This is a genomic window from Streptosporangium sp. NPDC000239, assembly GCF_040300765.1.
In the GTDB taxonomy this organism is placed as follows: domain Bacteria; phylum Actinomycetota; class Actinomycetes; order Streptosporangiales; family Streptosporangiaceae; genus Streptosporangium.
In genome coordinates, this window is record NZ_JBEPEI010000003.1 from 503,477 (window position 1) to 530,365 (window position 26,889).

At 71.1% G+C, this 26,889-nt stretch carries 26 protein-coding genes; 14 read left to right on the top strand and 12 right to left on the bottom strand.

All coding sequences use genetic code 11. The annotated features are described in order from the left end of the window. Positions 1–110 precede the first annotated feature (110 nt). Positions 111–602 carry a redox-sensitive transcriptional activator SoxR gene (gene soxR, locus ABT340_RS11430; RefSeq protein ID WP_352010603.1) on the top strand — a complete coding sequence of 164 codons (492 nt, stop codon included), beginning with the start codon at positions 111–113 and terminating at the stop codon, positions 600–602. Between the two features lie 65 nt (positions 603–667). Here soxR and ABT340_RS11435 read toward each other — a convergent pair whose 3' ends face one another. Beyond that, a complete protein-coding gene (locus tag ABT340_RS11435; RefSeq protein ID WP_352010604.1) occupies positions 668–2,065 on the bottom strand; it encodes an MFS transporter in 1,398 nt (465 codons plus the stop codon). Between the two features lie 174 nt (positions 2,066–2,239). Here ABT340_RS11435 and ABT340_RS11440 point away from each other — a divergent pair, with 174 nt between their 5' ends. Next, positions 2,240–3,187, top strand: coding sequence for a serine hydrolase domain-containing protein (locus tag ABT340_RS11440; RefSeq protein ID WP_352010605.1), 948 nt, complete (start codon positions 2,240–2,242; stop codon positions 3,185–3,187). 7 nt (positions 3,188–3,194) lie between these two features. On the opposite strand, the gene ABT340_RS11445 is transcribed toward ABT340_RS11440, so the two are convergent. The 4 genes from ABT340_RS11445 to ABT340_RS11460 all read right to left on the bottom strand — a co-directional run bounded on the left by ABT340_RS11445 (position 3,195) and on the right by ABT340_RS11460 (position 6,926). After that, complete coding sequence (locus tag ABT340_RS11445) at positions 3,195–3,887, bottom strand: HAD family hydrolase (RefSeq protein ID WP_352010606.1); 693 nt, start codon at positions 3,885–3,887, stop codon at positions 3,195–3,197. A 15-nt stretch (positions 3,888–3,902) separates the two neighbouring features. Beyond that, positions 3,903–4,541 (bottom strand): GOLPH3/VPS74 family protein, encoded by a 639-nt coding sequence (locus ABT340_RS11450; protein WP_352010607.1) that lies wholly within the window; start codon positions 4,539–4,541, stop codon positions 3,903–3,905. Positions 4,542–4,625: 84 nt separating this feature from the next. Beyond that, positions 4,626–6,035, bottom strand: a complete 1,410-nt coding sequence (locus ABT340_RS11455; protein ID WP_352010608.1) for an APC family permease — start codon at positions 6,033–6,035, stop codon at positions 4,626–4,628. A gap of 321 nt (positions 6,036–6,356) precedes the next feature. Then, positions 6,357–6,926: a YceI family protein gene (locus ABT340_RS11460; RefSeq protein ID WP_352010609.1), complete on the bottom strand. Its 570-nt coding sequence runs from the start codon at positions 6,924–6,926 to the stop codon at positions 6,357–6,359. A gap of 181 nt (positions 6,927–7,107) precedes the next feature. Between ABT340_RS11460 and pabB the strand changes: the two genes are divergently transcribed. The 7 genes from pabB (at position 7,108) to ABT340_RS11495 (ending at position 13,015) form a co-directional block, all read left to right on the top strand. Beyond that, positions 7,108–9,255 carry an aminodeoxychorismate synthase component I gene (gene pabB / locus ABT340_RS11465; protein WP_352010610.1) on the top strand — a complete coding sequence of 716 codons (2,148 nt, stop codon included), beginning with the start codon at positions 7,108–7,110 and terminating at the stop codon, positions 9,253–9,255. A gap of 141 nt (positions 9,256–9,396) precedes the next feature. Beyond that, positions 9,397–9,648, top strand: coding sequence for a carbohydrate-binding protein (locus ABT340_RS11470; protein WP_352010611.1), 252 nt, complete (start codon positions 9,397–9,399; stop codon positions 9,646–9,648). 136 nt (positions 9,649–9,784) lie between these two features. After that, a complete protein-coding gene (locus tag ABT340_RS11475; RefSeq protein ID WP_352010612.1) occupies positions 9,785–10,048 on the top strand; it encodes a hypothetical protein in 264 nt (87 codons plus the stop codon). Positions 10,049–10,252: 204 nt separating this feature from the next. After that, positions 10,253–10,555 (top strand): hypothetical protein, encoded by a 303-nt coding sequence (locus ABT340_RS11480; RefSeq protein WP_352010613.1) that lies wholly within the window; start codon positions 10,253–10,255, stop codon positions 10,553–10,555. Positions 10,556–10,649: 94 nt separating this feature from the next. After that, positions 10,650–11,063 carry a phosphatase domain-containing protein gene (locus tag ABT340_RS11485; RefSeq protein WP_352010614.1) on the top strand — a complete coding sequence of 138 codons (414 nt, stop codon included), beginning with the start codon at positions 10,650–10,652 and terminating at the stop codon, positions 11,061–11,063. Between the two features lie 11 nt (positions 11,064–11,074). Next, positions 11,075–11,854, top strand: a complete 780-nt coding sequence (locus tag ABT340_RS11490; protein WP_352010737.1) for a nucleotidyltransferase domain-containing protein — start codon at positions 11,075–11,077, stop codon at positions 11,852–11,854. A gap of 9 nt (positions 11,855–11,863) precedes the next feature. Next, on the top strand, positions 11,864–13,015 hold the full coding sequence (locus ABT340_RS11495) for a barstar family protein (RefSeq protein WP_352010615.1): 1,152 nt from the start codon (positions 11,864–11,866) through the stop codon (positions 13,013–13,015). 3 nt (positions 13,016–13,018) lie between these two features. On the opposite strand, the gene ABT340_RS11500 is transcribed toward ABT340_RS11495, so the two are convergent. Continuing rightward, positions 13,019–13,597: a TetR/AcrR family transcriptional regulator gene (locus tag ABT340_RS11500; RefSeq protein WP_352010616.1), complete on the bottom strand. Its 579-nt coding sequence runs from the start codon at positions 13,595–13,597 to the stop codon at positions 13,019–13,021. Between the two features lie 79 nt (positions 13,598–13,676). Here ABT340_RS11500 and ABT340_RS11505 point away from each other — a divergent pair, with 79 nt between their 5' ends. After that, positions 13,677–14,090 (top strand): VOC family protein, encoded by a 414-nt coding sequence (locus ABT340_RS11505; protein WP_352010617.1) that lies wholly within the window; start codon positions 13,677–13,679, stop codon positions 14,088–14,090. A 77-nt stretch (positions 14,091–14,167) separates the two neighbouring features. On the opposite strand, the gene ABT340_RS11510 is transcribed toward ABT340_RS11505, so the two are convergent. Beyond that, complete coding sequence (locus ABT340_RS11510) at positions 14,168–15,004, bottom strand: helix-turn-helix domain-containing protein (RefSeq protein ID WP_352010618.1); 837 nt, start codon at positions 15,002–15,004, stop codon at positions 14,168–14,170. 102 nt (positions 15,005–15,106) lie between these two features. On the opposite strand from ABT340_RS11510, the gene ABT340_RS11515 reads away from it, so the two are divergent. Further along, positions 15,107–16,318, top strand: coding sequence for a CynX/NimT family MFS transporter (locus ABT340_RS11515; RefSeq protein WP_352010619.1), 1,212 nt, complete (start codon positions 15,107–15,109; stop codon positions 16,316–16,318). A 67-nt stretch (positions 16,319–16,385) separates the two neighbouring features. Here ABT340_RS11515 and ABT340_RS11520 read toward each other — a convergent pair whose 3' ends face one another. Genes ABT340_RS11520 through ABT340_RS11540 form a run of 5 tightly spaced genes read right to left on the bottom strand, consistent with a single transcriptional unit; the run spans position 16,386 to position 22,945 of the window. Beyond that, positions 16,386–19,010, bottom strand: a complete 2,625-nt coding sequence (locus tag ABT340_RS11520) for a family 78 glycoside hydrolase catalytic domain (protein ID WP_352010620.1) — start codon at positions 19,008–19,010, stop codon at positions 16,386–16,388. After that, positions 19,007–19,996, bottom strand: a complete 990-nt coding sequence (locus tag ABT340_RS11525; protein ID WP_352010621.1) for a serine hydrolase domain-containing protein — start codon at positions 19,994–19,996, stop codon at positions 19,007–19,009. The genes ABT340_RS11520 and ABT340_RS11525 overlap by 4 nt, the downstream gene beginning before the upstream one ends. Further along, on the bottom strand, positions 19,993–20,811 hold the full coding sequence (locus ABT340_RS11530; RefSeq protein WP_352010622.1) for a carbohydrate ABC transporter permease: 819 nt from the start codon (positions 20,809–20,811) through the stop codon (positions 19,993–19,995). The genes ABT340_RS11525 and ABT340_RS11530 overlap by 4 nt, the downstream gene beginning before the upstream one ends. Further along, a complete protein-coding gene (locus ABT340_RS11535) occupies positions 20,808–21,656 on the bottom strand; it encodes a carbohydrate ABC transporter permease (protein ID WP_352010623.1) in 849 nt (282 codons plus the stop codon). Before ABT340_RS11535 ends, ABT340_RS11530 begins: the two co-directional genes overlap by 4 nt. Next, positions 21,656–22,945 carry an ABC transporter substrate-binding protein gene (locus ABT340_RS11540; protein WP_352010624.1) on the bottom strand — a complete coding sequence of 430 codons (1,290 nt, stop codon included), beginning with the start codon at positions 22,943–22,945 and terminating at the stop codon, positions 21,656–21,658. Before ABT340_RS11540 ends, ABT340_RS11535 begins: the two co-directional genes overlap by 1 nt. Before the next feature lie 167 nt (positions 22,946–23,112). On the opposite strand from ABT340_RS11540, the gene ABT340_RS11545 reads away from it, so the two are divergent. From ABT340_RS11545 to ABT340_RS11555, 3 genes are all read left to right on the top strand, one after another. After that, entirely contained in the window at positions 23,113–24,123 is a 1,011-nt protein-coding gene (locus ABT340_RS11545; RefSeq protein ID WP_352010625.1) for a LacI family DNA-binding transcriptional regulator, read from the top strand. Between the two features lie 70 nt (positions 24,124–24,193). After that, complete coding sequence (locus ABT340_RS11550) at positions 24,194–25,777, top strand: zinc-binding metallopeptidase family protein (protein WP_352010626.1); 1,584 nt, start codon at positions 24,194–24,196, stop codon at positions 25,775–25,777. Between the two features lie 253 nt (positions 25,778–26,030). After that, positions 26,031–26,888, top strand: coding sequence for a poly(ethylene terephthalate) hydrolase family protein (locus ABT340_RS11555; RefSeq protein WP_352010738.1), 858 nt, complete (start codon positions 26,031–26,033; stop codon positions 26,886–26,888). Position 26,889: the final 1 nt, after the last annotated feature.

Consider the following 26,889-nt stretch of genomic DNA (forward strand, 5'->3'; position numbering starts at 1 on the left):
CTCCTCGGCGCCCACGGGGGTCGTTCTTTCTCCCCGGAAAACCCGGCCGTCGGCTGGAGTAATATTCGCGCGAGAACCTCAATATTTATTGATGCCTGGGAGGGGGGAGGATGGGTGACCTTCCGGCTGAACTCAGTGTCGGGGAACTCTCCACGCGCAGCGGTGTCGCGATATCCGCTCTGCATTTCTACGAACGGCAGGGGCTCATAACGAGCCGCCGCACGGAGGGCAACCAGCGGCGCTACCGGCGTGACACACTGCGGCGGGTGGCGTTGATCCGCGTCGCGCAGCGGGTGGGGATACCGCTGGCCGAGATCGGCACCGCCCTGGAGGACCTGCCGAGCGCGCGTCCTCCCACACGGCAGGACTGGGAGCGCATGTCCACGCGGTGGCGTGACCAGCTCGACGCCCGGATCCGCGAGCTCCAGAAGCTGCGTGACGACTTCACCGACTGCGTCGGCTGTGGATGCCTGTCGATCGACCGCTGCCCGATGGCCAACCCGGACGACACGCTCGGCAGGCTGGGCTCCGGCCCGCGGCGCCTGCTGGAGGGGGTGGGAGAGGCCAAACGGGCGGAGGCGAATACGGCATGCTGCCGGTGAACGGTCGCCCTTTCCCGGCCTTAATTCCATGGAGGTTTTGGGGGTAATTTGCGGGCCCTTCGGAATCACACGGAAACGCCTTTCCCCGCCGCCTGCCGTACGGCGGAGCCGCCGCGCAGCAGGAACGCGCACAGCAGCACGGAAAGCAGCGTGAGACCCGTCATCGCCCAGAGCGTCAGCCGCAGCCCCTCGGTGAAGCCGGGTCCGGCCAGCCGTCCTCCGGTGGTCGCGGCCAGTACGGCACCGCACACCGCGATGGCGATGGTCTCGCTGCCCAGCCGCGCGGTGTTGAGCATGCCCGCGGCGGTGCCCGCCCGGTCGGCGGGGGCGCTGCCGATCGCCACCCCGTCGATCAGCCCGATCGAGGCGCCGACGCCGAGCCCGATCGTCAGCAGCGGTCCCGCGAGACCGGGTGTCCCGGCCTCCGGCCCGGCCAGCGCCAGCCAGGCGGCCCCGGCGCCGACCAGGACCAGCGACAGCACGACGACGGCCGCCGGTGACACCCATCTGGTGACCGGCCCGATCAGCGAGGGCAGGACGAGCGTCGGGGCGGTGAGCATGATCAACGTGGCGCCCGCCCGCTGCGGGCTCATCTCCAGCACCTCGGTGAAGTAGGACGGCAGGTAGACCAGCAGCGGCACGAGCACGCAGACGATCGTCGCCGCCGCCGTGGAGAAGGCCAGGAAACGCGGGCCGGTGAACAGCCCGAAGTCGAACATCGGGTCCGGCCTGCGCCGTTCGATCCCGGCGAACACCGCGAGGCACACCAGGGAGGCGGCGAAGGCCGCCAACGGCAGCGGCGAGGTCCACCCGAGGTCGGGCCCCTCGACGAAGCCGGTGATCAGCAGGAGCAGGAACAGGGTGAACGTGACGGCCCCGCCGGTGTCGACGCGGCGGGGCGCCGGGTCCCGGGACTCGGGCAGCAGGGGCACCACGCAGAGTACGGCGAGTGCCACCGCGGCGGGCAGGCCGAACACCATGCGCCAGCCGAACGCGCCGATCAGCGCTCCGGCGACGGTGGGACCGAAGGCGAGGCCGACCCCGAGCGCGGTGCCGAACAGGCCGAAGACACGGGTCCTGGCCCGCCCCTCGAAGGAGGTGGCGAGCAGCGCGCCCCCGCTCGCCCCCGCGGCGGCCGCGCCCGCTCCCGCGACGGCGCGGACCACGTCGAGCAGCACGATGTCGGTGGCGAGGGTGCTCAGCAGGCCGGTGACGGCGAACACCGCGACCCCGGCCGCGTAGACACGGCGTCTGCCGACCAGGTCGGCCAGCGAACCGGAGACCAGCATGAAACTGGCGAAGGTGGCGTTGTAGCCGTTCACCACCCACTGGACGGGGGCGAGCCGCGCGCCCAGGTCCGCGGCGATGTCCGGCAGGGCGACGGAGGCGCCGGTCAGGGTGATCGGCAGGGAGACGGTGGACAGCAGGACGGCCACAAGGACGAGGATCTGTTTTTTTCGCATATCTCTCCTGTTCAACGGGAAATTTCGGGATTTCTTAAGCGTGGGACGTCAACAAACGTTGAGGTCAAGGGGGTTTTCCGGGGTCCGCGCTCAGGCCGCCCTCACGACGGGCCCTTCCCTGACGGCCACCGGCCGCTGGACCCTGACACCGTGTCAGGCCGTACAAGGGGAGGCATGCCGATGGACATGGAAGCCGCGCTGGCCGAGATCGTGCGTGAGGGCAGGGCGCCGGATCTGCACGGCGTCGTCGTGACACGCGGGCGGGACCTGATCTTCGAATACTACGGGGAGGGGCCGGACGTCGCCTGGAACGCCCCCCTCGGCACCGTCACGTTCGGGCCGGACACGCTCCACGACCTCAGGTCGGTCACCAAGAGCGTCGTCGGCCTGCTGTACGGCATGGCCCTGGAGGGAGGCCATGTCCCCGACCCCGCCGAACCGCTGTACGCGTGTTTCCCAGAATATCCTGATCTAGCGGGCCGTACCGGACTGACGGTGGGACACGCGCTGACGATGACGCTGGGCCTGGAGTGGGACGAGAGCGTCCCCTACACCAGCCCGGCCAACAGCGAGATCGCGATGGAGACGGCGCCCGACCGTTACCGGTACGTCCTGGAACGTCCGTCCGTCGAGGAGCCGGGCACGACCTGGCGGTACTGCGGCGGCGCCTCCACCCTTCTCGGCGGCCTCATCGCCAGGGGAACCGGCGTGCCGCTTGAGGAGTTCGCGCGTACGGCGCTGTTCGAACCGCTCGGCATCACGGCCTTCGAGTGGGCCAGGGGCGGCGACGGCGTCGCGGCGGCGGCCTCCGGGCTCAGGCTGACCCCCAGGGACCTGGCCGGGATCGGCCGGCACGTCCTGGAGTCGGACTCCCCGTGGATCTCCCGCATGCTCACGCCGTACGTGGCGATCGGGGAGGGGCTCGACTACGGCTACCAGTGGTTTCTCGGGCCAGGCTGGGTCGCGGGGGTCGGCAACGGGGGGCAGCGGCTGTACGTACGGCCCGACCTCGGGCTCGTCGTCGTGGTGACCTCGGGCCGGTACAACCTGCCCGACGCCCAGGAGACCCCGGTCTTCGTCATCGAGGAGGTGGTGCTGCCCACCCTGCTTCCCGGCGGATGAACCGTGCTCAGGCCGCGCCGAGGACGTCGAGCACCGCCGACAGGCGGGACAGGCGGGGACCGGCCCAGTCGTGCTCCCTCGGCTGGGCGTCCGCGCTCTCCCAGTCGTCGGCGTAGAGCATGAACGCCGTCATGCCGCAGGCCGTGGCCCCGGTGAGCTCACGGCCGCCGCCGTCGCCCACGTACAGGCACTCCCCGGGCGTCACCCCGAGCCGCCGCGCGGCCAGCAGGAACAGCTCGGGATCGGGCTTGCGCCTGCCGATCTCACACGACAGGACCGCCGCGTCCACCAGGGAGGCGAGCGGCAGCTCCGGCCACGCCCGCACCAGCTCGGCCGTGCAGTCGCTCAGGACGCCGACGGCCAGCCCACGCTCCCGGATCGCGCCCAGCGTGCCGAGCGCGTCGTCGCGCAGGGTGAACAGCTCCCGCTGGGCCTCGGCGCGGGCGGAGCACGCGGCGGTGAGGGCGGTCTCGCCCGGATCGACGCCGCAGCGGCGGGCGAGGGTCAGGATGGTGCTCCTGAGGTCACCGAGGGAGCCGGTGGCCCGTTCCTCGAAGGAGGAGTCGAGGGCGGCCCGCCAGACCGGGACGGGGATGCCCAGTGGGGCGGCGCTGCGGGCCGCGTGGTCGTCCCAGACATGCGCCGGGGTGGACGGCGTGAGCGTCCCGAAGAAGTCGAAGATCACTGCGGTGAACGGCACCGGGTCTCCTGGGGGTCAGCGGTAGATGGCGACGGCGGCATCGCGGATGAGGGTCTCGACGATGCCGATGACCTCCCTGATCATGGGGGAGTGCTCGGCGGCGATGGCGCGCAGGCGGACGACGAGCTGGTTCGACGGCTGGCCGAGATAGAGCGCCGCGTCCACCTCCAGCACGCCGACCAGGCCGCACAGCGCGGCGCAACGCGCGTCGGGCGGCTCCCTGCCCTCCGCCGCGGCGCGCACCCCGGAGCAGGCCCGCACCACCCACGCCATGTCGGTGATCTCGTGGCGGGTCTGCGAGAGCAGGCCCATGCGGCGCCTGGTCACCTGGGCGAGGGCGCCCACGGCGACCAGGCTCGCCTGGGTGTGCTGGTAGACCTCCCCGGCGGCCTGCCTGATCCAGGACCTGACGTCCCCGCCCGAGCGGTCCCGCCGTACCAGGGACAGCAGGCCGTCCACGACCGCGTCACCGAGAGGGGTGTCGTCGGCCAGGGCGCCCCTGCCGCCGGAGACGGTGACACGTTCGCCGACGACCAGTTCGAGCAGCGCGGCCCCGGCCAGCCCGATGGCCATCGACGAGGGATGGACCAGGGGTCTGCCCGACTGGTCGTGGGCGATGAGGTACAGCTCCTGGGGGAGCGGCAGCCCGTTCATGCGTGGTCGTCCTTCGCTACGGTCGTCTTTCGCCTTCGCCGAGGTCGTCCTTAGCAGCGGCCGGTCCGGGACAGGGCGGGGCCCCTACCGGCCGTGTACGGCCTTGCTCTCCCCTGCCTCGTGGGAACCCGGCAGGTCGGGCAGGGACGGCCTGCGGCCCATGGCGTACAGGGCGGCCAGGACCAGGGCGCCCAGGGCGAGCCAGAGCAGGCCGACCGTCTGGGCCATGACGTTGGCGTTGATCACGACGAAGATCAGGATCGCCATCCCGACCAGCGGCACGACGAGATGCGACCAGAAGGCGGTCGAGCGCATGCGGACCACGTAGTGCACGATGACCGAGACGTGCAGCACGACGAAGGCGACCAGCGCGCCCATGTTGATCAGGCTGCCGAGCAGGCTGACGCCGTCCTCCCTGGCGGACATGAACAGCCCGAGCGTGACGGAGAGCCCGGCGACGAGCAGGATGGCGTTGGTCGGCACCGAGTGCCGCACCGAGACCTTGGCCAGGAAGGACGGCAGCTGCCTGTCCCGCGCCATCGCGTAGAGCAGGCGGGAGACGGCGACCTGGGCGACCAGGGTGTTGGCCAGCCCCCAGGAGATCGCGGTCGCGGTCGCGGCGATGTGGGAGAGCGTCTCGCCGCCCGCGACGGCCGCGGCGTCGTAGAAGGCGGTGTCCGAGGCCTGCTTCAGCAGCCCCTCGGGGTCGGGCACCAGCAGGGCGGCGACCCAGACCTGGGCGACGAACAGCACGCCCGCCAGGATCAGGGCCAGCCGCATGGCCCTGCCGACCTGGGCGGATCCGCCGGTCGACTCCTCGACCAGCATGCTGATCCCGTCGAAGCCGAGGAAGGACAGGACGGCGATGGACACCGCGCCGAACACGACCGGCCAGGAGAAGGTCTCCGGGTTGAACAGCGGGGAGAGGCTGAAGTCCCTGCCCCTGCCCTCAAGCAGGGCCCAGAAGCCGATCACCAGGAACAGCGCCAGTACGGCCAGCTCGGCGATGATCATCACCTTGGTGAGGTTCATCGTCATCCGGATGCCCCGCAGGTTGATCACGGTGTTGACGGCCACGAAGAAGAGCAGCCACAGCCACACCGGTATCTGCGGCACGGTCGAGTGCATCGCGATCGAGGCGACGAGGTACAGCAGGCACGGGGCGAGCACGTAGTCGAGCAGGATCGCCCATCCGGTCATGAAGCCGACCGGCGCGGAGATGCCACGGCCCGCGTAGTTGTAGACCGAACCGGACAGCGGGAACGCCTTGACCATCTGCGCGTAGGAGGCCGCGGTGAACAGCAGCGCGACCATTCCCACCAGGTAGGTCAGGACCGGCATGCCGCCCGAGGTGAAGTAGACCGAACCGAAGATCGCGAACGGGGCTATGGGGACCATGAAGATCAGGCCGTAGAACACCAGGTCGACCAGGCCGATCCCACGGCGCAACTCCTGCCGGTATCCGAACCGCTCGATGCTCTCCTGCGGCTGCACGACAGCCTCCTGTGGCGTCATCTGTCAATGTGCGGGCGCGTCCGCCCGCCCGGGGGGTGATGACGGACGGTGGCGGAGCGTGTCCGGTGATCCTTCCGCAGTGCACGGAATGCCGCAAGCGCGTACCATATATCGTCATATTTTCCCCTAAAACAGGGGTTATCTGGCGGCCTGGGAAGTCTGATGGCGCGCCGGGTCAAGCGCCCCGCGGGAGAGGCGGCTCACGGGGTGAGGAGCCGGACGGGCGCGGTGTGAGGCGCCCCGTGAGAGGTTCGGGGCGATCGGGCGGGGTGTCAAGAGCCCTGTGAGGGGCGGGATCCGTCAGGCGTCCCGCGAAGGGACGTCCGGCGCGAGAACCAGGTCGAACCAGACGCCGACCTCGTCGCTCAGGCGCAGCGCGCCGAACAGGGCGGAGTAGGGCTTGATGCCCCACCGGCTCTGTGTGAGCGTGACGGAGCCGCGCACACGCCCGTCCGCCAGCAGGGCGTCGATCGTGACGGGCCGGGTGACCCCGGCGAGGGTGAGGTCGCCCTCGACGCGGAACGCCTCCGGGGCGCCCGCTACCAGGGAGGACCGGAACGCGATCACCGGATGCCGGGCCGTGCCCAGGACCTTCTCCCCGATGTTGCGCAGGATGTCCCGCCGGTCGGCGTCGCTCAGGGGCCTGACCCCGCCGACCCCCTCGCGCACCTGGAACGAGGTCGCGTCCACCTCGACGGACACCGAGGAACGGGCCGGGTCCTCGGCGTCCACGACCGCCTCGCCGTGCCAGCGGGCCGCCTCAAGCGTCAGGTCGTGCCCGGCCTTGGCGCCCAGCCCGGTGCGGGTCGTGCGCACCAGCAGCGGACCGTTGCCCGGGCCCAGCGGGTAGGTGCCGGTGACGATGTCCACCCCCTCAGGCTAACTCCGGTCGCGGTCTCCGCCGTCCGGGGGAACCTCCGGGGTGACCGTAGACTTGGCGGCGCCGTGTGGGGACGAAAGGGACAAACGGCCGCGCCGAATCGTCTCACGGGCCGACGAGCTCCAGGCGGCGTTCCGTTCCCGGCGGCAGGCCGTTGACCCTGGAGGCGTCGTGCGGGTGCTGCTCATCGACAACTACGACTCGTACACCTTCAATCTGGCGCAGCTCATGGCCCAGGTCTACGGGCGGATGCCGGTCGTGGCCCGCAACGACTCGGCCGCGCTGCGGGAGGCCGACCAGGCGGGCTACGACGCGATCGTGGTCTCACCCGGCCCGGGAAGACCGCAGGAGCCACGCGATCTCGGACTGGCCGCCGACCTGCTGCGCACGACCCGGCTGCCCGTGCTCGGCGTCTGCCTCGGCCACCAGGCCCTCGGCTGGCTGGCCGGTGGCGAGGTCGTGCCCGCCCCCGAGCCGCGTCACGGCTACGTCGACCGGGTCAGGCATCTGGGGACGGACCTGTTCACCGGGATCCCGCAGGACTTCGCCGCGGTGCGCTACCACTCGCTGTGCGTCGAACCCGGCGGGGCGCCCGACCTCGTCACGACCGCCTGGACCGGGGACGGGGTGACGATGGCGCTGCGGCACCGTACGCGCCCCTGGTGGGGGGTGCAGTTCCACCCCGAGTCCGTCGGCACCCGGTACGGCGCCCGCCTGGTGGAGAACTTCGCCACCCTCGCCCGCGAGCGGATCACCCTCACCCGGGGTGACGCCGTACCCTCACGGGAGCACGAGCCTGAGGCCGTGCCCTCACGGGACCGCGATCCCCTGGTGGAGCACGGCCCGGTGGCACCGGGGGAGCGCGGGCTAAGCGGTGGATGGCGCCTCAGGGTGCGCACCGCCGCCTTCGAGGCCGACGCCGAGCGGACCTTCCGCCGCTGGTTCGCCGAGAGCCCCTCGGCCTTCTGGCTCGACAGCAGCCGGGTCGAACCCGGTCTGTCCAGGTTCTCCTTCGTCGGCGACGGAGGCGGCCGCCACGGCGAGACACTGCGCTACCGGGTCGGCGACGGGAAGGTCACCTCGACGGCCGCCGACGGCACGACGACCTCCCTGCCCGGCTCCGTCTACGACGTTCTCGCCAGGCGGCTGGCCGAACGCGCGCTCGGCGACGACCCCGGCCTGCCCTTCGACCTCGACGGCGGATACGTCGGCTACCTGGGCTACGAGATGAAGGCCGAGTCGTTCGGGTCGTCCGGAGCCGCCGCCCACCGCTCCGGCCTGCCGGACGCCGTGTGGATCTCGGCCACCCGTTTCGTCGCGATCGACCACCTGGCGGGCCGCACCTACGTGGTCGCCCTGGCCGGGCCCGGCCCCGAGGACGCGCGGGAGGCCGACCACTGGGCCGACCTGGTCGCCGCGGACCTGCCCGCCGGGGGAACCCCCGGGGAACCCGCCGCCCGACCCGCCGCCCAGGAGGAGTTCGACGTCGAACCATGGCTGGCCCGCTCCCGCGACGGCTACCTGGCCGACATCGCCGAATGCCACCGCCTGCTGCGGGCGGGGGAGAGCTACGAGATCTGCCTGACCACCACGGCGCGGCTGCCGTACACCGGGGACCCGCTGGACTTCTACACGCGCCAGCGCCTGCTCAACGCCGCGCCGTACGCGGCCTTCCTGCGGTGGGACCGGCACCGGGTCGCGTGCTCCTCACCGGAACGCTTCCTGCGGGTCACCCGTGACCGCACCGTGGAGTCGAAACCGATCAAGGGTACGGCCCCGCGCAACCCCGACCCCGTCCTCGACCGTCTCGTCCGCGACGGCCTGGCCGGGGACCCCAAGACCCGCGCGGAGAACCTGATGATCGTGGACCTGCTCCGCAACGACCTGGGGCGGATCTGCGAGGTCGGCACGGTCGAGGTGCCGAACTTCATGGCGGTCGAGTCGTACACGACCGTGCACCAGCTGGTCTCCACCGTACGGGGCAGGCTGCGCGCGGACGTGGACGCGCTGACCGCCACCAGGCACTGCTTCCCCGGCGGCTCGATGACGGGCGCGCCGAAGATCAGGACCATGGAGATCATCGACAGGCTCGAAGGCGCTCCGAGGGGGATCTACTCCGGGACGCTCGGCTACTTCGCGCTCAGCGGCGCGAGCGACCTCAACATCGTGATCCGCACCGCGGTGATCGGCGACGGCCACCTCACCGTGGGCGCGGGAGGGGCCGTCGTGCTGGACTCGGACCCGGTCGCCGAGTACGAGGAGATGCTGTTGAAGGCCCGTGCCCCCCTGCGCCCGCTCCAGGCCGTACGGCCACACTGACGACCGGGCCTCCCGGAGAACGGGGAGGGCGGATCAGGGCACGGTCCGGCCGGAGGTATAGCGGCGGGGCATGGAAAAACGTTGGCTATCGGTTCCCGCCGAGCACGGACATTGTGGGAGGAACCCCCTGAAGGAGGCACCATGAAGCGCAGTGTCATCGCCGCCCTTCTCACCGCCGCCGCGCTGGGCGCCATCCCGTACGGCGCGCAGCCCGCGACGGCCGAGGTCGCCCACCACGCGGTGGGGATCCAGGCCTGGCAGGTCGGACGTTCCTGCAACGTGGGCGACCTGTACTACTACGAAGGCCACATCTACCGCTGCCTGGCGAGTCACACGTGCAACCTGAGCTGGGCGCCGCCCAACACCCCGGGCCTGTGGCAGCTCGTGCAGTGACGGCCCGCGTCCGGCCGCCCCCGGTTCCCCCGCCGGCCGGACGCGGTTCGGTGGTCTTCTCGTCCCGAGGCACGGAGTTCGTGCCGGTCGTGCGCGGTGGCATGCTGGAGGGCCGGCGACCACGAGGAGCACAGCGATGACCCTTCCCCCCAGCACACGGCGCACCCCCCTCGACCAGGAGGAGAGAGTCCGGGCGGAGGCGGGCTTCGTCCCCCTCGTCGTCCACCACCTCACCACCGACGGGAGCTTCCGGGTGTCCGCCGACACCCCGGAGATGGTCGAACTGTTCCAGTCGGTGGCCCGCAGGGCGGGAGAGCTGCTCCAGCGCCCCGTGACCAGCTACGCCAACGGCAGATACATCGTCATCGCCTTCGCCCAGGAATCCCTCCCACGGGCCTGACCGTCGGCACGGAGTTTCAGACGCCTTTCCCCTGAACGAGGACGGCTTCCTTTCCCGCGCCCGTGAACCCAACCGGTCGGCGTCCCGCACGCGGCCCTGTGCGCCGCCTCCCCGTGGGGGTGGAACGAGCGGGCACGCCGGTGGTGGTCCCGGTCCGGGAGAGGGTCAAATGGACCTCTTCGGACCGGAAGCGAGGAAACAGCAGTGACCACTCTGCGGATCACGGTCACCGACGTGACCGATGACCAGTACGGCGCCGTCGTCCAGGCGCTTCGCGACGCCGGTCTGCCACCGAGCCAGTGGAGTGTCAGGACCCAGGCCGAGGTGACCCCTTCCGGCCCCGCCATGTGGCTGGCGCTCGCCCTGTTCGCCATGGCGGTGGCGATGCTGCTCGCCTGGATCTGGGCGGGGGAGTGGCGCTGGGGCGCCACGGCCGTCTTCCCCCTCCTGGCTGCGGTCGTCAGCCTCGGGGTGTCGCTCTCAAGGGGAAATCCGAAGAGGAAATAACGATCTCACTGTTAGCCTCTTTCCTCCGTTCCCTCCACAGAGGAAGAAAAGTGAGCGAAATGCCAGTCTTCGGGGTTGAAAGGTGCGATGTCCGGTGAATCCCGTGTGGATCGTGGACATCGACGGCACTCTCGCTCTGCGCGGAGACCGGCGCCCGTACGACTGGCACCGGGTGGGGGAGGACGTGCCCAACCCTCCCGTCGTCGCCGTCGTCCAGGCCCTTCTCCTCGCCGGACACCCCGTCGCGTTCGTCTCAGGACGCAAGGAGCAGTGCCGCCGCCAGACCGAGATGTGGCTCGCCACCCACGTCACCAGCCTCGGCGACACCGAGGTGTGGATGCGTGGTGACCACGACGACCGGCCCGACACGGTCGTGAAGCGCGAGATCTACACCAGGCGCTTCGCCCACCGTCCCGTCGCCGGGGTCATCGACGACCGGGCCTCCGTCACCGCCATGTGGCGCTCGCTGGGCCTGACCGTGCTCCAGGTCGCCGAGGGGAACTACTGATGGTCGGGTGGATGAAGCACGGCGGCCCCGAGTTTCAGGAGATCGCCGACAAGCACACGATCTTCCGCTTCCAGGTCGGGTCCGGGCTGCACGGCACGGCCATCGCGGGCACCGACGACCGCGACGAGATGGGCATCTGCGTCGAGCCCGCCGCCTACGTCGTGGGGCTGCGCAGGTTCGACCAGTACGTCTATCGCACCCAGCCCGAAGGCGTCCGCTCCGGCCACGGTGATCTCGATCTGACCGTCTACAGTCTCCGCAAGTGGATGCGGCTGGCCCTGGACGGCAACCCCACGGTCCTGCTGGGGCTCTTCGTGCCCGAGTCCGAGATCGTCTCCATCACCGACCTCGGCCGTGACCTTCTCGCGGAGGGGCCCGGTTTCATCCTGTCCCGCCAGGCGGGCCACCGCTTCCTCGGCTATCTCCGGTCCCAGCGGGACCGCATGGTGGGGCACCCCAACGGGAAACGCACCAACCGGCCCGAGCTGATCGCCCTGCACGGGTACGACACGAAGTTCGCGGGGCACATGGTCCGCCTCGGCGCGCAGGGGGTCGAGCTCATGGAAAACGGCACGATCACCCTCCCCATGCCCGAACCGTGGCGGTCCCTGATCATCGGCATCAGGAAAGGCGAGTACACCAGGGAGGAGACCCTCGCCGTCGCCGCCGACCTCGAAGCGCGTCTCGAAAAGCTGCTGTCCACCTCGCCGCTGCCCGAGACCCCCGACGGGGACCGCGCCGACCGATGGCTGATCGACGCCTACACCCGCACCTGGTCCGCGGAAGGCTGACCTCCTCTGATGAACGACACGGCATGGGACCGGGGTTTCCCGGTGAAGTACCTCCTGGTCGATGAGGACGACGACGGCGAACCGGAGCTCTGGGGGCGTTGCGCGGGTGTCGAGGGGCTGTTCGCGGACCCGGTGCCGCCGCCGAGGGAGGTCCTGACGCTGCGCGGGTGCGCCCCCGAGGGCCCGCTGCGTGCGGCGATCGACCGGCCCGGTGAGGCGACGGGTCTGCTGGGTGACCTGTGCGTCGAGATCAGGGACGACCCGCGACCGACGCGGCGGTGGGAGCTGGCGGACGTCGTCGTCATCACCCACCATCCCTGCCAGGCCGATCCGGCGCTGGTCGACGTCGTCGTGGGGGCCGGGGTCAGGCAGGACGGGTTCAGCAGGGAAAGACTGCCCACGTCACCGCGGTTCGAACTGTCCGTCGCGACCGCCGGAGACCTTGAGACCGTGGGCCACTGCCTCCGGGTGGACGGCCTGTTCGCCCCGCGTGCGGCGCCGGAGACGATTCCCCTGGAACTCGTCGGCTGCGAGCCCACCGAACGGCTGCGCGCCGTACTGCGCAGGCCGCGGAAGTGGGAAGGGGGCTGGGCCGGGTTGTGGGCGCTGGACCGCGACGGCAGAGTGATGGCGCACCACACCGTCGGCCTGGGCATCGGTGGAGCACGCCCGTCGACGCTCGGCGGCACCCTGATCGACATCACCCTCACCGACGGTGGGAAGGACCGCCCTCCGCTGCTCGCCCGTCCGATCTGGGATGTCTGGTACCGGGGTATCCCGGCGACGCCGAACCAGTGGGCGCCGTACTCCGCGGAGGGCAGGCGCCAGTGGAGCCATCTCGCGATCCACCGCGACATGGGTGCCAGGCGGCCCGACCGCTCGGGTGGTGTGTACCACCTCGACGGCCGGTTCGCCACGGACGTGCCCGGTCTGCACTGTGCGATGGGTGAGGCCCTCCTCGGTCCCGGCGGATACTACGGCTGGGGATGGAGCGCCTTCACGGACTGTCTGTGCGGTGGATTCGGGGTGGTGGCGCCCTTCACCCTGATCTGGCATGACGCCGCCGTCGCCCGCCGGGCGCCGGCGGAGGGGCTGCCCTCCTACTTCGGGGAGGTCGTGGGCCACCTTGAGGAGCATGGGGTCACGGTCGTCCTCAGGTGAGGGTCAGGAGCGCAGGGACTCCAGCATGCGGGTGAGGGCGGCTTCGGTCTCGGCGAGGTCGCCGGGGTCGGCCGAGTCGGCGAGCCACAGGGCGGCCTCGTTCATGGCGCCGGAGAGCAGGTGGGTCAGGGGGGCGACCGGTCGCTCGGGGATGACACCGGTCTCCATCAGCAGGGTCAGCGCGTCGGCGAGATGACGCGCCGAGGCGGCCTCGTCGAGGGCGCGCCACTCTCTCCAGCCGAGTACGGCGGGGCCGTCGATCAGCATGATCCGCCGGACGTCCGGGCCGGTGCTCGCGGTGAGGAAGGCGTGGCATCCGGCGACGAGCCGGTCCCAGGGGTCCGGCTCGGCGTCGGCGGTCGCGGCCACGTGCCGGCCGACCTCCTCCTGCACCTGGGCGAGGACGGCGCGAAACAGCGCCGTCTTGCCGTCGAAGTGGTGGTAGAGGGCACCCTTGGTGACGCCGGCGGCGTCGACGATCTGGGTCAGGCCCACGGCTCCGTACCCCTCGGCCGCGAACAGCCGCCTGCTCTCCCGCAGCAGTGCGCGCCTGGTCTGCTCGCGTTGCTCTGCTCTGCCCATGTCCCTCCTCGCGCTTTTGACATACCGATGGTACGCCAACTAGCTTTCGCATACCAACGGTATGTGAAAGGGGTTCGCCATGATCCTGACCAGCTTCTATCCGGTCGTCTGCACCGAGCACCTGGCCGAGAGCCGGGACTTCTACGTCGAGTTGTTCGGTTTCGAACCGACCTTCGAGGCGGACTGGTACGTGAGCCTGCGGCGTCCCGGCGCGCAGCCGTACGAGCTGGCTCTGCTCGACCACCGGCACCCGTCGCTGCCCGAGGCCTACCGGGCGCCGGTGCGGGGACTGCTGCTCAACTTCGAGGTGGAGGACGTCGACGCGGAGTGGGAGCGGCTGGTCGTACGGCACGGCCTGCGGCCCGAACTGGAGCTGCGCAGCGAGGACTTCGGGCAGCGGCACTTCATCGTCGCCGACCCCAACGGGGTGCTGATCGACGTGATCACACCGATCGAGCCCTCCGCCGAGTACGCCGAGCAGTTCAGGGAGTGATCTGTGTCCGCGGCCGGCGCCACGGCCCGGCTTGAGAGGTCTGCCCGGCCCGGTCGAAGCCCGTCTCCTGAGATCCCTCAGGAGATGGACCGGAGACGGCCGTGGGAGCGGCGCCGGAGGTGGTCGACGGCCTCGGCCGTCCGGTCGTCGGCGGGGAGGAAGACGACGAGCTGCTGCGCCTCGGCGGGCAGTTCGAACGTCTCGCGAAGCAGGCGAAGCCGGTGTCCCTCCGGGTGGTCGAGCCGGAGAACACCACGTCGCGGCACCGCGTGACGCCTCAGGCGGCGGGTGAGGTCAGGCCCGGCGACGGGGGTGAGCTCGGCGGTGAGCCACTCCAGGTTCTCAAGGGACGGCGCCTGCCACAGGTCGAAGGCCTGCTCGTCCGCGACGTCGTCCCAGTCGACGAAGAACGTCCGGGCGCGGGGGTCGGTGAACAGGTAGCGGTTGAGGTTCGGACGGGCGGCGTCGAGCAGGCCGGTTCCCTCGGTGATCGACCGGTAGCCGCTGGTGTGGGCGAGGACGTCACCCAGCCGGTTGGTCACGATGGCGACACCGGGTTCGAGGAGACTCAGTGTCCGCAGGACGGACGGCCGCACGTGCCGGGACGGCGGCACGGGCCGGATGTGGACCGAGCACCCCTCGCCGGTGATCTTCGCGAGGTAGCGCAGGTGGTTGCGTTCGGAGGGGCTGAGACGGAGCGCGTCGGCGAGGGCGTTGACGACCGCCGGAGACGGGTTGCGGTCGCGGCCCTGCTCGATACGGGTCAGATACTCGACGCTGACACCGGCCCGCGCGGCGAGGTCCTGCCGCCGCAGACCGGGTGACCGGCGGCGGTCACGGTCCGGCAGCCCGCAGGACTCCGGCTGGATGCTGTCACGTCTGGCCCGGATGAAATCCCCCAGTGGCGTTCCCACTCCGAAAAGGTATCCGGTCGTGCGCCCAGGAGGGTGGCCCTCCTGGGGCCAGCCTGGGTTCGGTCTGGCCGCCGGACACCGTGTGGCGTGATCGTGGTGCGCATGGAGAATGTGTCGACACGACGTTCCGGTCAGGCGTTGCTGGTGTGGGGGCTGCTCGTGGTGGCGGCGAACCTGCGGGCGAGTCTGACCGGTGTCGGGCCGTTGCTGGATCAGGTGCAGGCCGATCTGGGGTTGGTCCCGGCCGTGGCGGGCCTGCTGAACACACTGCCGCTGCTGACGTTCGCGGCGCTGTCCCCGCTGGTGCCCCGGCTGGCCGCGCGGTGGGGGGCCGAGCGGCTCCTCGGGGGCGCGCTCATGGTGCTGACGCTGGGGATCGCACTGCGGTGGGTGCCGGTGGCGGCCGGCCTGTTCACGGGAACCGTACTGATCGGGGCGGGCATCGCCGTGGGCAACGTGCTGCTGCCGAGTCTCATAAAGCGCGACTTCCCGACCAGGGTGGGGATGCTGACCAGCGCCTACGCCACGGTGATGGGCGGCGTCGCCGCGGTCGCGTCCGGGGTGGCGGTGCCGATCAGCGAGGTCGCTCCCGGCGGCTGGTACACCGCGCTGGGCTGCTGGGTCCTGTTCGCGCTGGTGGCCGTCCTGCTGTGGTTTCCGCAGATGCGGGCTCCACGGCGTGCCGTACAGGCCGTTCGAGGGCACCGGTTGCCGTGGGGCTCCGGGCTGGCGTGGGCGGTCACGGCGTTCATGGGGCTGCAGTCGCTGGGTTTCTACGTCGTCGTGACGTGGCTGCCCCGGTTCCTTCAGGACAACGGCACGAGCGCGGCCACCGCGGGATGGCTGCTGTTCCTGTTCCAGGCGGTCGCGGTGCTGACCAGCCTGGCGGTACCCGGTGTGATGCGCCGGGCGGGTGACCAACGCGTGCTGGCGGCGATCTGCTCGGCGGTCATGTTCCTCGGCTACCTCGGGCTTCTCGTGGCGCCGGGGGCGGCGCCGCTGTGGAGCGTCGTCCTGGGGCTGGGCGGCGGAGCCTGCCTCGTGCTCGCGCTGGCCTTCATCGGCCTGCGCGCCCAGGACGCGAACGTGGCGGGGGCGTTGTCGGCGATGGCGCAGTCGATCGGTTACCTGCTGGCCGCGGCGGGGCCGGTGGTCTTCGGGCTGCTGCACACGGTGAGCGCCGGGTGGCGGGTGCCGATCGTGGTGATGTGCGCCGCCGCGGCAGGCCAGACGATCGTCGCGCTGGCGGCGGGCGGGGGTACGGTGCGCCCGGCCACGGGCGAGGTTCCCGACCGCGTTCCGGCGCCCCGGTAGCGCCGGAACCGTACCGCCGAAGGACGTCCCTCCAGCCGGTGAGCCGGAGAGACGTCCGCGCGGAGGTTCACCGGGCCAGGTCGTCCCACTCCTGGAGGAGGTGGGCCGTGGCCGCGGCGGGGGCCGTGAACGACCAGCGGCCCGGCGGCAGGTTCAGGGCGCAGCCCCCGTCGGCCAGCCTGGTGGTCGGCAGCTGTTCGTTGAGGCCCATGAGGAAGGTGCCGTTGACGGTCATCCCGTCCCACGCGCCCCGCACGGGCAGCACCGCGCGGGCGGTCACGCCCTCCGGGACGGAGAAGGTGAACTGGACCCCGTCGGGCCCGGCCCGCCAGCCCGACTCGACGGTCCCCGACGCGCTCTCGTAGCGGGCGTGCGCCTGGCGCAGCAGCGGGACGGGGCCGGGGCGCAGCAGCAGCTCGCCGAAGCCGCCACCCGTCCCGCGCGGGTCGTCGCCCAGGCCCGCCACGTGCCGGAACAGCCAGTCGCCCACGCAGCCGTAGGCGTAGTGGTTGAAGGAGTTCATGGCCGGGGTCTGCAGGCCGTGCCGGTGGTGCCAGGCGTCCCAGCGCTCCCACATGGTCGTCGCCCCGGCGCGGAGCTGGTAGCGCCAGGACGGGTAGCCCTCCTGGTTGAAGATCCGGCCCGCCAGGTCGTGGTGGCCGGTCTCCGACAGCACGGGCAGCAGCAGGGCGGTGCCGACGAAGCCCGTCATGAGCCGGTGCCCGTCGGCGCGGACCAGGTCGGCCAGCGCCTGCGCCGCCGCGGTCCGGTCCTCGGGCGGGACCAGGTCCCAGGCGAGGGCGACGGCGTAGCCGGTCTGCGTCTCGGTGTGCAGCCTCGGCCCGCTGAGGAAGGCCCGCTGGAAGGCACCCGACACGCGGGTGAACGCCTCGCCGTACTCCGGCGCGTGCGGCTCGCCGAGCACGTCGGCCACGTTCGCGACCAGGCGGAGGCTGCGGGCGAGGGCGGCGGTGGAGATGAGGCTCTTGGGCGTCTCGACCGTGCCGGGGGCCAGCCAGTCGCCCAGGGCCCTGCCCGGCCTGATGCCGTCCTCGGCCTGGGCCAGGCAGTAGTCGGCCCACCGCCGCATCGGGTCGTACGCGCGGCGCAGCGTGCGGTCGTCGCCGTAGCGCCGCCACAGCAGCCACGGCACCTCGACCAGCGCGTCGGACCACACGGGGGAGTCGTATCCGTACTCGGGCAGGACCGGCGCGACGTGCGGGATCGCGCCGTCGGCCCGCTGCCCGTCGATCAGCGTCGTCACCCAGCCGGACAGGAACGCCTGCGTGTGCCGCAGGAAGCTGAGCGTCGAGCCGAACACCGAGATGTCGGCCGTCCAGCCGGTCCGCTCGTCACGCTGCGGGCAGTCGGTCGGCACGCTCACCAGGTTGCCGTCCGCCGACGCGCCGATGTTGGCGACGAGCTGCCGTACGGCGGGGTCGCTCACGGTCAGCGAGCCGGTGACGGCGAGCGCGGAGGACAGCAGCACCGCCTCCAGGTCGTCCGGCGTCAGCGCGCCCGGCCAGCCGGTGACCTCCGCGTAGCGGAACCCGTGCAGGGTGAACGCGGGCTCAACGACGTGCGAGCCGGGGCCGAGGACGAACTCGTCACGCTGGTCCGCGGTGCGCAGGTTGTCGGTGTAGAGCCGCCCGGTCGCGGTCAGCTCCTCCCCGTGCCGCACCACGATCCGTACGGGGCCCGGCGCGTCGACGCGCAGCCGTACCCGTCCGACGACGTTGCGCCCGAAGTCGGCCACCTGGACGCCCGGCGCGGGTTCGGTCACGGAGACGGCGGGCACCGTGCCGATCACCCGCACCGGGGGAGCGGGGTCGGCCTCGACCAGGATCTCCGGGACGGCCGTCGTCTCGGCGGGTTCGGCGGTCCGCTGGGAGGGGGCCTGGACGGTCTCGCCCATCACCAGGTCGGCGCGTGGGCGGCCGAGGTCCCGCCGGGTCCAGGCCACGTCGGTGGCGAGCACGCGGCGGACCCCGTCGTCGTCGCGCACGAGCACCTGGGCGCTGGCGGCGGGCCGGTCGCCGTAGCGGCGCGGGCCTCCGCCGGCGACATGGCCCGCGTACCAGCCGGGGGCGAGCCACAGCTCCAGCTCGTTCTCCCCGGGCACGAGCAGCTCAGTGAGCTCCAGCAGCCGGTAACGCGTCCGGTGGGCGTAGTCGGTCCAGCCGGGGGCCAGTTCCTCCTCGCTCAGCCGTACCCCGTTGAGCAGCGCCCGGTAGACGCCCAGCGCGGTGACGGCCAGCCAGGCGCGCCCGGGAGCGGGACGCCAGGTGAACGACCCGCGCAGGCTCACCGCCGCCTGGGGGTCACCCGCCAGCCAGGGGGCGTCCCACGCGCCGCGCGCCCGCAGGCCCGTGGTGAACGCGCCGGCCGCGTGCCCCTCCACACTCCACGTGTACGGCGTCAGCGGCTCCAGCCGCCCATCCGGCACGTCCACGTCGTGCGACCCGGCGGGTACGGACGACCGCCACACCTCGCGCCCGTCCGAGGACACCACCACGGTGGCCTCCCCGGACAGCCGGGCGTTCCATGACAGCCGGGGCGACGGCTCGTCCACGCCGACCGGATCCGCCAGGCCGCACGTCAGGCCCGCCGGTGACCGGGGCGGGGCCGAACGGATGAACGGCGTCTGCGCGCCTGAGACCTGCACCTCCAGCACCCCCGAATCCCGGTTCACGCATCTAGCCCGGTGGTGAAGGCGTTGTGCAGGCCGTCGATGTCCACACCGGACAGGTGCGGCGCCAGCACGTTGATCAACAGCACGAAACACGCGTCCTGCTCCGGGTACATCCACCACTGGCACCCCGAGGCGCCACCGTGTCCGTACAGCCGCCGTTCGAGCAGCCCGGGAGCCGAGTGGCGCAGGTTCCAGGTGAGGCCCCAGTCCTGCCCGGCGTTGACCGGGTCGGGCTGCAGCTTGACCAGGCCCGTCGTCTGCGGGGTCGTCATGGCGGCCAGGGTGGTCGGGTGGACCAGCCCGCGGTCGCCGCGCAGCAGCGCCCCGCCCAGCGCCAGGAGGTCCTCGGCGCGGGAGAACAGCGCCCCCGCCGGATGGCGGAGCCGTACGAACTTGTCGAAGTCGAAGCCGGGCCCGAGCAGTTCGACACCGTGGACCTCGGCCGCGTCGCACGCCGGGTCGAACGTGATGCGCCCGCCGCCCGGCACCAGCGTGTTCAGATCGGAGTCGATCAGGTCGGCCAGGTCGCGCCCGGTGACGTCGCGGACCATCTCCGCGATGCCGGCGAAGGCCAGGTTGGAGTAGTGGCTGAGCGTGCCCGCCTCGAACATCGACGGCGCGGTGGCGAGGTGTTCCAGCAGGTCGTCGGGTGTGAGCGTCTGCTCGGCGATGCCGCCGGTGTGGGTGAGCAGGTGCCAGAGTGTCACGTCGGGCCGCGCGAAGTTCGGCAGCGCGTCCCGCAGCGGGCGGCGCAGTGACAGCAGCCCGCGTTCGACCTGACGCATGGCGACCAGCCCCGTCAGCGGCTTGGTCACCGAGAACAATGCGAAGTGGTCCTCGATCCGGGTCGCCCGGCCGTCGTGCTCGCCGAAGGCCTCCAGCACCTGGATCCCGTCGGAGGTGGCGGCGCCGAACACCGCACAGGGCAGCCGCCCCTCCTTGATCTCGCGCCTGACCCAGTCGAGCGCGATGTCGTGAGTGGTCATCCTTTCAGGGAACCTTCCGTGAGGCCGGCCAGGACGCGCTTCTGCGCGGCGACGTACACCGCCACGAGGGGCAGCGTGGTGAGCAGGACGTGGGCGAAGACGAGGTTCCAGTTCAGGCTCTGCAGGGTGCCCGAGGCGAACTGGAACAGGCTCAGCGGCAGCGTGGCGTTCGCGCTGCCCTGGAGCAGGAAGAGGGCGAAGAAGAAGTCGTTCCAGACGTTGATGATCAGGATCACGCCGCCGACGAACAGCACCGGCCGCAGCAGGGGCAGCAGGATGCGGAAGAAGACCTGCGGGCGGGAGGCGCCGTCGATGGAGGCGGCGTGCTCCAGGTCGGGGGGGAACGCGCGGACGAACCCGGTCGCCAGGAAGATCACGACGCCCAGGCGGCAGCCGGTCATGGTCAGCACGTAGCCGAGCGTGCCGCCGTCCAGCGACAGGGCGCGCAGCAGGTAGACGGTCGGGATGATCGACGGCGGCAGCAGGATCGACAGCCCCATCACGAAGTAGGCCGCCTGCAGCCACCGCGACCGGCTGCGTCCGAACGCCCACGCCGCCGCCGCGCCGAGGAGTACCACGGCCACCACGATCGGCACGGTCACCTTGAGGCTGTTGAACAACCCCGTCAGGTAGCCGCCCCGGTCGAGCACGATGCCGTAGTTCTCGGCGACCGCCCACGTCCTGGGCAGTCCGAGGCCCAGTTCCGCGGCCTCACCCGCGGGTTTGAACGAGTTGACGACCACGAGCCAGACGGGTACGAGCACCCACGGGATCGCGAAGAGCGTCAGCGCCGTGTACTTGAGGACCGCCCTCATCCCGTCACCTCCCTACGCCGCAGCCACCACACGAGGGGCACGGCGGTGGCGATCACCAGCAGTGTCACGGTGAAGCCCAGCGCGCTGGCGGAGCCGAAGAAGCCCTGCCCCCACTGCTGGCGCATCACCACGTTCAGGGCCCGGGTGTGGTCGCCGGGCCCGCCGCCGGTGGTGGCGGCGATCACGTCGTAGGCGCTGAGCGCGCCCACCAGCGTGACCGCCACGTTGAAGGTCAGCGCCGGGGCGAGCATCGGGAACACCACCCGCCGGAACCGGGTCCACGGCCCGGCCCCGTCGACGGTCGCCGACTCCAGCAGCGACTTCGGGATGGAGTTGAGGCCCGCGATGTAGACGAGGGTGATCAGCCCGCTCCACTTCCATGCGTCGATGAACGCGACCGTCACCAGCGCGGTCGACGGTTCGCCAAGCCACGCCCACTCGATGCCGAGGAAGGAGTTGATCGCCCCGTCGGGGGCCAGCAGCCCGCGCCAGATGTATCCGGCGGCCAGCGGCGAGATGAGCGTCGGCAGGAAGAAGGCCGAACGGAAGACGGTGTTGACCCCGCTGGTCCGCTGGAGGGCCATGGCCAGCGAGAGGCTGACCGTGTTCTGGATCGCCATGCACATGATCGCGTACAGCACGGTCACGGTGACCGCGTTGGCCAGCAGGTCCTGCTCGATCAGGGTGCGGACGTTCTCCAGCCCGTTCCAGGTGATCTCGGCTCGGAAACTCGTCCAGGAGGAGAACGCGAACCGGACGTTGAGCAGGAACGGGGCGACGAAGAAGACCGTGACCAGCACGATCGCGGGCAGTGCCCACGGCAGCCAGGCCGCCCTGTTCCGCATCACCATCCGGGCAGCCCTGCCGCCTTGGCCGCCTGCTCGACCTGGCCCTGCAGCTGGGTCGCCGCCTTCTGCGGGTCCTTCTGTCCGGCGATCAGCTCGGACATGAGCTGCGCCAGGCCGCCCATGCCGGGGATGTCGGAGTTGAAGGCGATGACCGCGCCGGTGTCGTAGGCCTTCTTGACGTCCTGCAGCACCGACGAGACGCCCTGCGGGTTGGGCACGTCCTTGAAGACGGGGAAGGTCTTGGACGCGGTGATGTACTCGTTGTAGGCCGGGCCGGTCATGAAGCGCACGAAGTCGAGCGAGGCCTTCTCCCGCGCCGCGTCACCGGTCTTGGGCAGATAGAACGTGCCAATCGGGCCGGGCGCGTAGGTCGCGAGCGGCTTCTCGCTCGACAGGCCGACGAAGCCGACGGACTCGTCGACGGTCTTCTGGTCGCCGCCCGCGGCCGCGAGGAGGGCCGGGAGCATGTCGGAGTGCTGGGCGACCATGGCGGCCTTGCCGGTCACGAGGGCCTTCATGGAGTCCTCGAACTTGGCGGTGACGATGTCCTTGTTGAAGCAGCCGTCGGCCTGCAGCTTGGCGTAGGCGGTCAGGCCGGCGACGAAGGGCGAGCCCGGGTCGGCCAGGGTGCTGGTGTGGCCCGAGATGGCCTTGCCGTACGCGTTGGACTGGTTGGCGCTCGCCAGGTAGAGGATGGGCAGGATCTGCACCGGCCAGATGGACCCGCCCGACTCGAAGACCGGGGTGACCCCGGCGGCCTTGAGCTTGGGGCAGGCGGCGGAGAGCTCGGTGAAGTTCGTGGGCGGGGTCAGCCCGGCCGAGGTGAAGACCTTCTTGTTGTAGTAGAGGCCGAAGACCTGGGGGAAGCCGGTGATGGCGGCGTAGACCTTGCCGTTGACGGCTCCGGCGCTCTGGTAGAGGTCACCGGACCTGGCGATGTACGCCTCGCCTGTCAGGTCGCGCAGGTTCTCGGCCGGGTTGAGGGCGAGCAGGCCGCTCGCCGTCGCGTGGTACTCCAGGATGTCCGGGCGCTCGCCGGTGGCCCACTTGGTCTGGGTGGTGTCCTCGAAGCCGTCGGACGGGATCGACACGAGCTCGATCTTGTGGCCGGACTGCTTCTCGAACTTCTTGTACATCTCCAGCAGGGGCGCCGGGTCCGCGCTGTTGTGCCAGAGGGTCAGCTTCACCTGACCGGTCCCCTCCGGGGCGGAGGATCCGCAGCCGGAGAGGGACAGGGCGAGGACGGCGCCGATCGCCGCGCTGAGCATACGGGATGGTGCGTTCACGCCCGTGCTCCTGTTCGTTTGGGAGGTATCGTGTAGAACGTTCTCCATTGGTAGGGCACGAGAGAATCGTCCGTCAAGAGGTAGACCTGAGGATCAATGACGGGCTAGCCTCCCTCCACAAGAAAAGTGTGTAGTTCGTTCTACGAAAACTCTGCGAAGGATGACGCGTGACGAGCCGACGGGTGACGATCGCCGACGTGGCCAGGCGGGCCGGGGTTTCCACGGCCGCCGTGTCCAAGGTGGTACGCGGGGCCTACGGCGTGAGCGCGGAGATGCAGGCCAAGGTGACACAGGCCATCGACGAGCTGGGTTACCGCCCGCACGCCGCGGCCCGTGCCCTGCGTGGACGCACCTACACCCTCGGTGTCATGCTCTCGGACACCCGTAACCCGTTCTTCCCCGACATCATCGAGGGTGTCACCGGCCGGCTGGGCGACACCGAGTACCAGGTGCTGCTCGGGCCCGGCGGGATCGAGCCCAAGACGCAGGCCAGGATGACCGACGCCATGATCGACCGGAGCATGGGCGGGCTCATCCTGATCTCACCGGTCATGACGGACGCGGAACTCGCCGCCATCGCGACGGCCATCCCGGTCGTCGTGGTCGGCAGGCACGGCGGGGCCACGACCTACGACGCGGTCGTCAACGACGACGTGATGGGGGCGGGGCTCGTGGTCGACCACCTGGTCGGGCTCGGGCACACCCGGATCGCGCACATCACCCACCTGGAGCGGGCCCACGCCCAGGGACTGCCGCACACGGTGCGCGCCGAAGGCTACCGCCAGGCGATGCGCGCCCACGGACTCGCCGACGACGTGCTGGCCACCTCCTTCACCGAGGAGGGCGGCTTCGAGGGCGCGCGGGAGTTACTCGCGCGAGACGACCGGCCCACCGCGATCTTCGCCGGGGCCGACATCGCGGCGCTCGGCGTGTTACGCGCCGCCGACGAGGCGGGCCTGTCGGTGCCGGAGGACCTCTCCGTCGCCGGATACGACAACATCGGCATCGCCTCGCTCAAGCGCATCTCACTCACCAGTGTCGACCAGGACGGGCACGTGATCGGGGCCACCGCCGCGCAACTGCTCGTCGAACGCATCGAGGGACGCTCACGATCGGTGACGTCGTCGGTGTCACCCACGCTGATCGTCCGCGGAACCACAGGACCGCCTCGCCCCTGAGAACCGACCGCACGTCGGGGGGACTGTCGCGGATCAAGTGTTGAAACGATTCAATGGAAGGACCCCCCACGTGAGACGACTCTCCCTCCTCGCCCTTCTCCTCCCACTGGTGGCCGTGCCCGCGCAACCGGCCATCGCCCAGCCGTCCGCCGTGACCTGCCCGGTCAGGGTCGACCCCGCGGCGTTCGCCTCAGAGGCCCGCCTGAGCGCCCTGGCCGACAAGCAGGCGACGTTCGGCGCCAGGCCGACCGGTTCGCCCGCGCACGCCGACTACGTCGACTGGCTGGAGGAGGAGATGTCGGCCATCCCCGGCATCCAGCTCTCCGCCCTGCCCTACACCATCGACCGCTGGGACAACCTCGGCACCGGCCTGACCGTCGGCGGTACGGCCGTGCAGGTCGCGGCCCCCGTGCCGTTCTCCTCCTCGACCGGCTCGGGCGGCGTCTCGGCCCCGCTCGTCCACCTGGCGGCGGGGACGAACATCACCGCGGCCAACGCCGCCGGGAAGATCGTGGTCCGGGACCTGCCGTGGACCAACGTGCCCAACCTGCTGTTCTATCCGCCCACCCTCGGCTACTCCATGTACGACCCGGGCCTCACGATCAACCTGCTCGGCTCGGAGTCGATGGAGGCCCCGGCCGCGGCCGACGCCGACCTCAAGGCCGCCGCGGCGGCGGGCGCGCTGGGCGTGATCGAGATCAGCCAGCTCCCGCACGCGCAGATCAAGGACATGTACGCCCCCTACGAGGGCCTGCCGTACGGCGTGCCGGGCGCGTACGTCGGCGCCGACCAGGGCAAGCAGATCAAGGACGCGCTGGCCGCCGGGCAGCCGGTCCAGGCCTCGCTGACCGTGAACGCCGCCTGGACGCCGACGCCGACCCGAACCCTGCTCGCGACGCTTCCCGGCGGGAACGCCCAGAAGATCGTCGTGGAGAGCCACACCGACGGCATGAGCCCGGTGTGGGACAACGGCCCGCTCACCATGATCGAGATGGCCCGTTACCTGTCGTCGCTGCCGGTGGAGTGCCGCCCGCGCACCGTGCAGTTCGCGTTCGTGACCGGCCACCTCTACCAGCACCTGACCGGCCCCAACGTCCGTGAGGGCGGCGCGGGCCAGCTCGCCGCCCAGCTCGACGCCGAGTACGACCAGGGCAAGGTCTCCTCCGTCGTCGTGCTCGAACACCTCGGCGCCAAGCGCTACGACGCGGTCGCCAGGCCGAACGGCCTGCCGGGCAAGCAGCTCGTCGCCAGCCCCAACCTCACCGAACTGCTGCTGGTCCCCGTCAGCGAGAGCACGCCGCTGCGCGAGCTGGTCAAGGGCCACATCGAGTACTGGGACGTCAGGCGCACCGCGATCCTCAAGGGCCTGTCGGCGGCAGACCTCGGCACGGTGCCGCGCCACTGCAGCTTCGGTGGCGAGGGCACGCCGTACAACCAGCACCTGCTGCCCGTCATCTCGCCCATCGCCGCGCCCAAGACGCTGTTCTCGCCGCAGTTCGGTCCTGAGGCGATCGACCTGCAGGTGATGCGCAAGGCGTCGCTCGCCTTCACCGACGTCGTGCTCGACCTCGGCCCGATGGCCCAGACGGCCGTCGCGGGCGACGTGACCGCCATGCGCCAGCAGCGCGCCTCCGGCACGCCGGGATGCGCGTGAGCGTGGACGACAGGACGCCCGTGCGTCGGCGCACCGCCGCCGGCGACGGCGGTACCCGGACAGATCCGACAGACACCACGCACGCGCACGCCGTACGGCTTACGCCGCGACCCCACCTGAGTCCGCGCACATGTCCTCGCCCGTGTCCTGGACGTGACCGGCACCGGGCGTGTTCGTTCCTTGACACCACTCACCGATCGCATTTCCCTCTCCTTGGAGGCGTTCGCGCCTCCGGACAATCCACGAGGTGACCATGGAGAACTTCACCCGTCGGCAGGCCCTGCGGGCAGGGGCGCTCGGCCTCATGTCGGCCGGATTCCTGTCGTGGACCGCCGAGGCCAACGCCGCCTCGACCATCGAGACGATCTACAAGGCGGCGGGTCCGTGGCCGGTCGCCACCGGCACCTCGGGCGGCCACCGGCTCTACTACCCCTCGACCCTGGGCGCGGGCGGCGTCGTCCATCCGATCGTCACCTGGGGCAACGGCTCGTGGGCCACCCCCGACAACTATCCGGGACTGCTCAACCACCTCGCCTCGTGGGGCTTCGCCGTGGTCGCCTCGACCGACACGACCACGGGCACCGGCGCCGAGATCATCGACGCCGCCCAGCACCTCGTCGGCCTCAACACCGACCCCGCCAGCGTCTTCCACGGCAAACTGGACACCGCCCAGGTCGCCGCCGTCGGCCACTCCCAGGGCGCGGGCGGGTCCATCAACGCGGCCAACAAGTCGGCCGGGCTGATCAAGACCGTCGTGCCGATCGCCGTGCCCGCGCAGTGGATGGCCGGCCCCGGAGACGAGTTCTCCGTCGCCGCCCTGACCTGCCCGGTGCTCTTCCTCAGCGGCGCGGACGACTGGCTGATCTCCTCGGCCGGGACCCTGCAGGGCTACTACGACCAGGCGGGCGCCGGAGCGGGTAAGGCACTGCTCAAGGGCGCGGGACACAACGACATCCAGAACACCGGCGGGGCCTTCCTCGGCTACGTGACCGCCTGGCTGCGCTACCGCCTCCAGGCCGACACCCAGGCCCGCGGGGCGTTCGTCGGCGCCACCGCCGAACTCCCCACCAACACCGCCTGGCAGAACCAGGCCCTCAAGAACCTCACCTAGG

Coding starts and splice junctions, on each gene's coding strand:
- soxR (WP_352010603.1), top strand. CDS start 111: ATGGGTGACCTTCCGGCTGAACTCAGTGTCGGGGAACTCTCCACGCGC.
- ABT340_RS11435 (WP_352010604.1), bottom strand. CDS start 2,065: ATGCGAAAAAAACAGATCCTCGTCCTTGTGGCCGTCCTGCTGTCCACC.
- ABT340_RS11440 (WP_352010605.1), top strand. CDS start 2,240: ATGCCGATGGACATGGAAGCCGCGCTGGCCGAGATCGTGCGTGAGGGC.
- ABT340_RS11450 (WP_352010607.1), bottom strand. CDS start 4,541: ATGAACGGGCTGCCGCTCCCCCAGGAGCTGTACCTCATCGCCCACGAC.
- ABT340_RS11470 (WP_352010611.1), top strand. CDS start 9,397: ATGAAGCGCAGTGTCATCGCCGCCCTTCTCACCGCCGCCGCGCTGGGC.
- ABT340_RS11475 (WP_352010612.1), top strand. CDS start 9,785: ATGACCCTTCCCCCCAGCACACGGCGCACCCCCCTCGACCAGGAGGAG.
- ABT340_RS11490 (WP_352010737.1), top strand. CDS start 11,075: ATGAAGCACGGCGGCCCCGAGTTTCAGGAGATCGCCGACAAGCACACG.
- ABT340_RS11495 (WP_352010615.1), top strand. CDS start 11,864: ATGAACGACACGGCATGGGACCGGGGTTTCCCGGTGAAGTACCTCCTG.
- ABT340_RS11500 (WP_352010616.1), bottom strand. CDS start 13,597: ATGGGCAGAGCAGAGCAACGCGAGCAGACCAGGCGCGCACTGCTGCGG.
- ABT340_RS11505 (WP_352010617.1), top strand. CDS start 13,677: ATGATCCTGACCAGCTTCTATCCGGTCGTCTGCACCGAGCACCTGGCC.
- ABT340_RS11515 (WP_352010619.1), top strand. CDS start 15,107: ATGGAGAATGTGTCGACACGACGTTCCGGTCAGGCGTTGCTGGTGTGG.
- ABT340_RS11525 (WP_352010621.1), bottom strand. CDS start 19,996: ATGACCACTCACGACATCGCGCTCGACTGGGTCAGGCGCGAGATCAAG.
- ABT340_RS11530 (WP_352010622.1), bottom strand. CDS start 20,811: ATGAGGGCGGTCCTCAAGTACACGGCGCTGACGCTCTTCGCGATCCCG.
- ABT340_RS11535 (WP_352010623.1), bottom strand. CDS start 21,656: ATGCGGAACAGGGCGGCCTGGCTGCCGTGGGCACTGCCCGCGATCGTG.
- ABT340_RS11555 (WP_352010738.1), top strand. CDS start 26,031: ATGGAGAACTTCACCCGTCGGCAGGCCCTGCGGGCAGGGGCGCTCGGC.